The following is a 7,313-nucleotide window of genomic DNA, read 5'->3' as shown; positions in this document are numbered from 1 at the left end:
ATTAGGCGTAGGAACCTCGATCTTCTCAAACTCGAAGCGCACCTGTCGTCGTATCAGCTACCGGACACCGCCACTACCTGCGGATTCGGGTCTGAAGGCGACGGTCACCAACGCCGACGGCACGCCCCGCTTCCGTACGCGCGTAACCAAGCCTCTCGTCGTCGACTACACGGACACCGAACGCGAGATCCACGGCCTGCTCACCTCGTTCGCCGACCTGCGCCGCAAGAAGCTCGTCCCGACGGCCAAGGGCGGCCGTCGCGCCGCCGACCTGGTGACGCTGCTGCTGAAGAAACGTCTCTTCTCGTCCCCGGCCGCTTTCCTCCACACGGTCCGCGTCTACTTGTCCCATCTTGAGGACACCGGCACTCGGACCCGTACCGCAGCAGCTGAAGTGCCGGACTGGCTCGACGACTTCGCGGACATGGTCGCCGACCTGGACGACTTCGGTCTCGTCGACGCCGAGGACGCCGCACTCACCCGCTCCACCTCCCTGACGCCGGCCGAGGACAATCAGGAACTCGACCTCCTCCCGCGGATGGAACGCTGGGCGGTCACCCATGAGGCTGCTGCGGACTCCAAGGCCGATGCGCTCCTGAATACGCTCAAGGCCATCTGCCGCACCGCTGACGGCAAGCACTGGACGAACGAGCGCATCGTCGTCTTCACCGAGTACCGAGACACCCTGGACTGGCTCCTCACCCTGCTGCGCCAGGAGAAGCTCACCGACGACGGCCGCACCGCCATCCTGCACGGGGGCCTCAGCACCGAGGACCGCGAACGCATCCGTCTCGGCTTCCAGGCCGACCCGTCCACCGACGAGGGCGCGGTCCGCATCCTGCTCGCCACGGACGCGGCCGGCGAGGGCATCGACCTGCAGAACCACTGCCACCGCCTGGTCAACTACGACATCCCGTTCAACCCCAACAAACTCGAACAGCGAATAGGCCGAATAGACCGCTGGGGCCAGCGCAGGGACCCGGAGATATCCCACTTCATAGGCTCCGGCTGGCAGCAGGCCCAGGCCGGATCGTACGAAGCGGACCTGGAGTTCCTGTCCCGCGTCGCCAAGAAGGTCGCGCGCATGGAACAGGACCTGGGATCGGTCAACGCCGTCATCGCCGAAGCGGTCCAGCGCCGCATGACCGGCGACACGATGCCCGTCGACATCGAGAACGCCAAGCCGCGTACCATCCAGGGCCGCCGCACCGGCGGCGAGGTCGCCCCGGAGCAGAACGTCACCGCCCAGACGAAGCGTCTCGCCGACCAGTACGACGAGACCGTCTCGACCCTCGGCCTGACGCCCGCCAACATCAAGCGCGTCGTCGACACGGCTCTCGCTCTGGACCACCAGCCGCCCCTCGCCGCCGACCGCAGCCTGGCCGAGGACTTCGAACCCGGCGAGCTGTACGAGGTCCCGCCGCTCTCCGGCACCTGGGAACGAGCGAGCCGCGGTCTCGCCCACAAGCTGCGCGAGGACGAGCAGCGCCCCATCACCTTCGACGCGGCCGTCGCCGCGAAGGGCCGTGACGACGTCGTCCTCACCCACCTCAAGCACCCGCTGGTCGCTCTGTCGACGCGTCTGCTGACAGCCGCCGTCTGGAACGCGGACTCCGTGGGACTGCACCGCGTCACCTCCGTCGTCAGCGACGACCCGGCGATCACGACCACCCTTGTCTCCGCGTACGCCCGCTATGTCCTCGTCGGCAACGACGGCACCCGCCTGCACGAGGAAGTCATCCACGCGGGTGGCTGGTTCGGCGACACCGGCTGGTTCCGCCGCTGGGAGTCCGTACGCACGCAGGGCGACGCGCTCGCACAGGCGCTCACCGAGGGCACCGAGGCAGCCCCCCACCTCCGGCAAGAACTCACTGAGGCGTGGGGGAAGCTGGCGAAGCCGCTGAACACCTCCCTCGAAGCCCGCGCCCGCGAGCGAGGCGACAGCCTGGTCAAGGCACTCGCGGACCGGCAGGCGGAGGAAGAACGCCGCATCACCGCCACCCTCGGCCGCTTCGAAACCACCCTGCGCGCCAAGCTCAAGGAGGAGGGCGACGGCTCCAGCGAACAGTTCGCCCTCTTCAGCCGGCACGACATCACCGCGGCCGAACGCCGTCAGTACGACGACGACCGGGCCCGCTGGCAGCAGCGCCTCGACGGGCTGCCCGCCGAGCGCGACCGCGAACTCGCCGCGATCGCCGCCCGCTACCGCGAACCGCGCGCCCACCTCTTCCCCGTCGCCGTCGTCTTCGTGATCCCCGCAAAGGAAGCCCGCCGATGAGCCCTCGCCCCGTCTCACGTGGTCTCGCCGCCGCCAAGGCCCAGGCGCTCGACGGCCGTCGCCAGCACCAGGAGTGGCTCGACCTCACCGAGGTCTCCGGCCCGTTCCTCACCATGCCGGTGCTCCGCCGGCACTGGCCCCAGCTCGACGCCCTGGAGAAGGACGAACGGGCCCGCCTGCGCGCCCATCATGCCGACTGGCAGAACGACACCACCGCAGGCCGCGACGAGTGGGTCGCGTACGTCCTGCGCTCCCTCCTCGGCTGGGGCGACGCGCTCACCCTCCGCCAGGGCGAGGACGACGACCTCGCGCTCGACCGCCTCACCCTCCACATACCCGAGCACGGCGCCGTACTCCGCCCCGACTTCGCCCTCGTCGAACCGGGCACCGACCTCGCCACCGAACCCGACACCGCCGCCGCCAAGCGCGTCCGTCTCCTCGGCACGACTGTTCCCGCCGGAACCGTCCCCACCTCCCGTGCCGCCGCGGGCGGCGACTGGGCGGCAGCCCCCGCGGACCGCCTGGCCCGGCTGCTCCGCCACCATGACATCCCGCTCGGCCTTGTGACGGATGGCCGCTGGTGGTGTCTGGTCTGGGCCCCCATCGGCGGCGTCACGACGACTGCCGTCTTCGACACCATCGGCTGGAACGAGGCCGCTGAACGCAACGTGGTCCGTGCCTTCGTCTCGCTCCTGCGCCGCCGCCGCTTCTTCGAGTACGCGGAGGCCGAGACTCTGGTCGGCTTGCTCAAGGCCAGCCTCGCCGCCGGCGAGGACGTCACCGAAGCGCTCGGCATCCAGGTCCGCCAGGCCGTGGAACTGCTCGTCGACGCCATAGGGCGAGCCGACGTCCGCGCGATGGACGCGGACGCACCGGGCCTCCACGCGAACGGAGTTGCCGCCGGTGAGGTCTACCGCGGCGCGGTCGCTGTCATGATGCGCATCGTCTTCCTCCTGTACGCGGAGGAGCGCGGCCTGCTCCCGGCGGACAACGAGGTGTACGCGAAGGCGTACTCCGCCCGCTTCCTGCGCGCCGAACTCAAGGCCCGCGCCGACGCGGAGGGCGAGAGCGCCCTGGAGCACACCACCTCGGCCTGGCACCGCCTGATCGCCCTCTTCCACGCGGTACACGGCGGAGTGGACCACCCCGAGCTGCACCTGCCCGCGTACGACGGCTCGATCTTCGCCCCTGACACGTACGACTGGCTGGAGCTCAGCACCCCGCTCCTCCCCATCGACGACCGCACGGTTCTGCACATGCTCCAGTCGGTGCAGGAGGTCCGCGTCGGCACGGGCAAGAACGCCGAAGTCCGCACCCTGAGCTTCCGCGCCCTGGACGTCGAGCAGATCGGTTACGTGTACGAGGGCCTGCTCTCGTACGGCGGCGAGCGGGCCATAGAGGACATGGTGGGCCTGATCGGCCCGGAGGGCCTCGAACACGAGGTACCGTTGCGGGAGTTGGAGACGCTGGCCGCGAAGTCCGGCGGGTCGGTCAAGACCCTCGCCAAGTCCATCCACGAGAAGTGGAAGGACCCGAAGCCCCCGGCGAGCGCGGCCAAGCTGGAGAAGCTGCTCGCCCCGGTCGCGGACGACGTCGAGGCCCGCCGGCAGCTGAACGCCGTCACGAAGAACGCGGCGCTGAGCGAGCGGCTGCTGCCGTTCTTCGGCATCCTGCGCCGGGACCTGCGTGACCTGCCGATGGTCATCCCGAACGGTTCGCTGTACGTCACCGAGTCCTCGCTCCGCAAGAACACGGGTACGCACTACACGCCCAGGTTCCTGGCCGAGGACGTCGTCCGGCACGCGCTGGAGCCGCTGGTGTACGAGCCGGGCCCGCTCCAGACGGCGGACACGGGGGAGTGGCGGCTCAAGTCACCCGAGCAGATCCTGAAGCTGAAGGTCGCGGACATCGCGATGGGCTCGGCGGCGTTCCTGGTCGCTGCGTGTCGTTACCTCGGCGACCGGCTGATCGAGGCCTGGGAGAACAAGGGCCGCACGGACGCGATGACGTACCGGGCTGGCCGGGCCGTGGACGCGGTGACGGCGGCGGACTCGGAGCAGGACCCGGTGGTCGTCGAGTCCCGTCGCCAGATCATCGAGCACTGCCTGTACGGGGTGGACATCAACCCGATGGCCGTGGAGATGGCGAAGCTGTCACTGTGGCTGGTGTCGATGGACCCGACCCGGCCGTTCACGTTCCTGGACGACCGGCTGGTCGCGGGGGACTCACTGCTGGGCGTGCACAGCATGGAGCAGTTGCAGTCGGTGCACATGAAGCCGCAGCGGCAGTCGGACGTGCTGGTCGAGCAGGCCAGGGAGTTGGTGGACGAGCTGACGCGGGAACGCCTGGCGATCACGGCGATCAAGGGTGTGGACCTGCCTGCGCTCCAGCGGAAGCGGGAGCGGCTGGCGGAGGTCAACCGGCACTCGCGGCGGCTGCGGTTGGTGGGCGACCTGATCGCGGGCGCGGCGCTGGCTACGTGCGCGTCGGGGCGCGTGGAGTGGTACGCGGCGGATGGCGGGGATCGGGTCAAGGACCTGTTCCCGCAGGCGGCGTGGATCGTGGAGAAGATCGTCGCGGACGGGGTCGAGGACGACTCGGAGGTGGTGCGCGAGGCGCGGGCCACGGCGGAGGAGTGGCTGGGGGCGGAGTTGCCGACGGGGGGACTGGAGCGGCGGCCGGTGCATTGGCCGTTGGTGTTCCCGGAGGTGTTCTCGCGCGGGGGCGGTTTCGACGCGGTGGTGGGGAACCCGCCATTCTTGGGCGGCAGTAAAATTACGGGTGCGATGGGAGAAGCGTATCGGGAATGCTTGGTGGATTACCTTGCGCAAGGTAAACGAGGCAACGCGGACTTGGTGGCGTACTTTGAATTGCGTGCACATCAACTATTGAATACAATTGGTCAGACTGGGCTTATCGCCACCAATACACTTGCGCAAGGCGACACCCGAGAAGTTGGTCTCGATCAACTGGAGGCTGCCGGGGCTCGAATCCGTCGTGCAGTGAAAAGCGAGCCGTGGCCATCGCGATCGGCTGTGCTGGAATATTGCGCAGTTTGGACGACTAGAGTGTTGATTGAGAAACCTGCGGTGTGCGTGTTGGGTGGGCGTGTCGCTTCGAGTGGCATCTCGACATCGTTGAACCCAAAGACGAGGGAGCTGGCATGGGTGGAGCCGCTCGTTAGGCTCAAGGGTGTCTCGTTCAAGGGTGTTATGGTCCAGGGCATTGGATTTACCCTGTCCGCATCGGAGGCAAGGGCATGGATTTCGGAGGATCAGCGATACGAGGAGGTGCTGTTTCCCTTTCGGAATGGGCGGGATGTTAATCAGAGTCCAACACATGAGACGGATCGCTGGATTATCAATTTCAGAGACTGGGGCCAATCGCGCGCCGCTGAATATCCGAAGGCGTTTGAGAAATTTAAGCGCGACGTGAGGCCTGAGCGGCTCTTGAATAACAGAAAGGTGTATCGGGATTATTGGTGGCAATACGGGGAAAAGCGGCCAGCATTGATGCGTGCAATTGCGGGGCTTGGTTTCTGTATTGTTATGGCTCAAGTCAGCAAGGTTGTGATGCCGGTCGCGGTATCCAGCAGGAATATGTTGGATCAGAAGCTTGTTGTCTTCGCCTCTGGCGATCTTGCGCTTCTTGGTTTCCTGAGTAGCGCACCTCACTATTGGTGGGCGCTCGATCGGTGTGCCACGATGAAGGCGGACCTGAGTTATACGCCCACCGATGCATTTGAGACTCTAGTTCGCCCCTTCTTCACAGAGCGCCTCCGCACCGCGGGCACCCACCTCGACGCCTACCGTCGCGACCTGATGCTCGCCCGCAATATGGGCCTCACCGCCACCTACAACCTGGTCCATAACTCCGACTGTCAGGACGAGGACATCGTCGAACTCCGACGTATCCACGAGGAGATCGACAGGGCCACCGTCGAGGCATACGGCTGGTACGACCTCCTGGACGACTCCGGGCAGACGCCGCACGCCGACCCGACGCACGAGACGTTCCCGCTCGACCACGACTTCCACGAGACCGACCAGGGCACCCGCTACACCATCGGTCTCCTCGCGCGCACCGAGATCATCGACCGACTGCGCCAACTGAACCACCAGGCCTACGCCGACGAAGTCCACCTCGGTCTGCACAAGAAGCCGGCCAAGCACCCGGACATGCCAAAGCCCTCTGCCGACGCCATCCGGAAGCGCAAGGAGCAGCTCGCTGCGCGAGGTGGCTCGGATTTCGGTGAGGGCGCCGTGGGCGCCCTCTTCTGATCCTCGGCATGACAACGGGCTCGCTCACATCACCTCAAGTGACGTGAGCGAGCCCGGTGTTGTGGCCAGGCAGCCTGGTCGGCACTATCCAGCCGCAAGCGACACGAACGCCGCCCACTTGCCCCGGCTGACCCGCAGCACCGGCGCGTCGCCCGCAACCTTCGAGTCCCGTACGTACACGGCGTCGTGGCCGGTGGCCACCTCGACGCAGTCCCCACCGTCCGACCCGCTGTAGCTGCTTTTGGACCAGTTCAGCTCGTCCGCGCTGTCGGTTACCTGCTCCACGCTCATGTCTCTCCCACCAGCCGTTCGATGAGCCGCACAGACTCCTCGACGTTCAGGGCCTGCGATCGCAGCTTGCCATATCGCAACCCGAAGGCGCTGACGTCGGCAGGATCACGGACAACGCAGCCGACGCCCTGTGACTCGAAGTACCCGAGGTGCTGAAGCTCCTTCGTCTGTACCGTCATGAACGGCCCGTTCTTGCCTGGGTGGAACCCGCGCTTGGCGGGCATGACCTGAACCTCCACATTGCGCAACGCGCCCAGCTCCAGTAGTCGTTTCCACTGCTCACGCATCACCTCCGCGCCGCCCACCGGGTCGCGCAGCGCCTCCTCGCCGATGATGAACGAAAGCTCCGCGAGCGGCACCCGCGTCAGCAGCTTCTGTCGGGCCAGCCGCGCCTCCGTGTGCTGGTCGACGATTTCCTCGCTCAGCGGCGGGCAGTGCCCCGCGAACACGGCCCGCGCGTACGC

At 67.1% G+C, this 7,313-nt stretch carries 5 protein-coding genes; 2 read left to right on the top strand and 3 right to left on the bottom strand.

The window, feature by feature from the left end:
- Window positions 1-2,278 (top strand): DISARM system SNF2-like helicase DrmD (drmD, locus tag ACWD6R_RS39205; RefSeq protein ID WP_451823132.1); only part of this gene is annotated, 2,278 nt, incomplete at its 5' end.
- 14 nt (window positions 2,279-2,292) lie between these two features.
- Here the strand turns inward: drmD and ACWD6R_RS39200 are convergent.
- Window positions 2,293-2,820: a hypothetical protein gene (locus ACWD6R_RS39200; RefSeq protein ID WP_451823131.1), complete on the bottom strand. Its 528-nt coding sequence runs from the start codon at window positions 2,818-2,820 to the stop codon at window positions 2,293-2,295.
- Window positions 2,821-2,841: 21 nt separating this feature from the next.
- On the opposite strand from ACWD6R_RS39200, the gene ACWD6R_RS39195 reads away from it, so the two are divergent.
- On the top strand, window positions 2,842-6,558 hold the full coding sequence (locus ACWD6R_RS39195) for an Eco57I restriction-modification methylase domain-containing protein (RefSeq protein WP_451823130.1): 3,717 nt from the start codon (window positions 2,842-2,844) through the stop codon (window positions 6,556-6,558).
- A gap of 84 nt (window positions 6,559-6,642) precedes the next feature.
- On the opposite strand, the gene ACWD6R_RS39190 is transcribed toward ACWD6R_RS39195, so the two are convergent.
- Together ACWD6R_RS39190 and ACWD6R_RS39185 are read right to left on the bottom strand one after the other, a co-directional pair.
- A complete protein-coding gene (locus tag ACWD6R_RS39190) occupies window positions 6,643-6,849 on the bottom strand; it encodes a DUF397 domain-containing protein (protein ID WP_451823129.1) in 207 nt (68 codons plus the stop codon).
- A partial coding sequence (locus ACWD6R_RS39185; protein ID WP_451823128.1) for a DUF5753 domain-containing protein occupies window positions 6,846-7,313 on the bottom strand: 468 nt, incomplete at its 5' end. The genes ACWD6R_RS39190 and ACWD6R_RS39185, both read right to left, overlap by 4 nt.

This window comes from Streptomyces sp. NPDC005151 (assembly GCF_053599875.1).
Note: the sequence above shows the minus strand (reverse complement) of the source record. Positions and strands in the feature narration are given on the sequence as shown.

What these genes read in the sequence shown, in the direction of transcription:
- ACWD6R_RS39190 (WP_451823129.1), bottom strand. Translation starts at nt 6,849, where the DNA reads ATGAGCGTGGAGCAGGTAACCGACAGCGCGGACGAGCTGAACTGGTCC.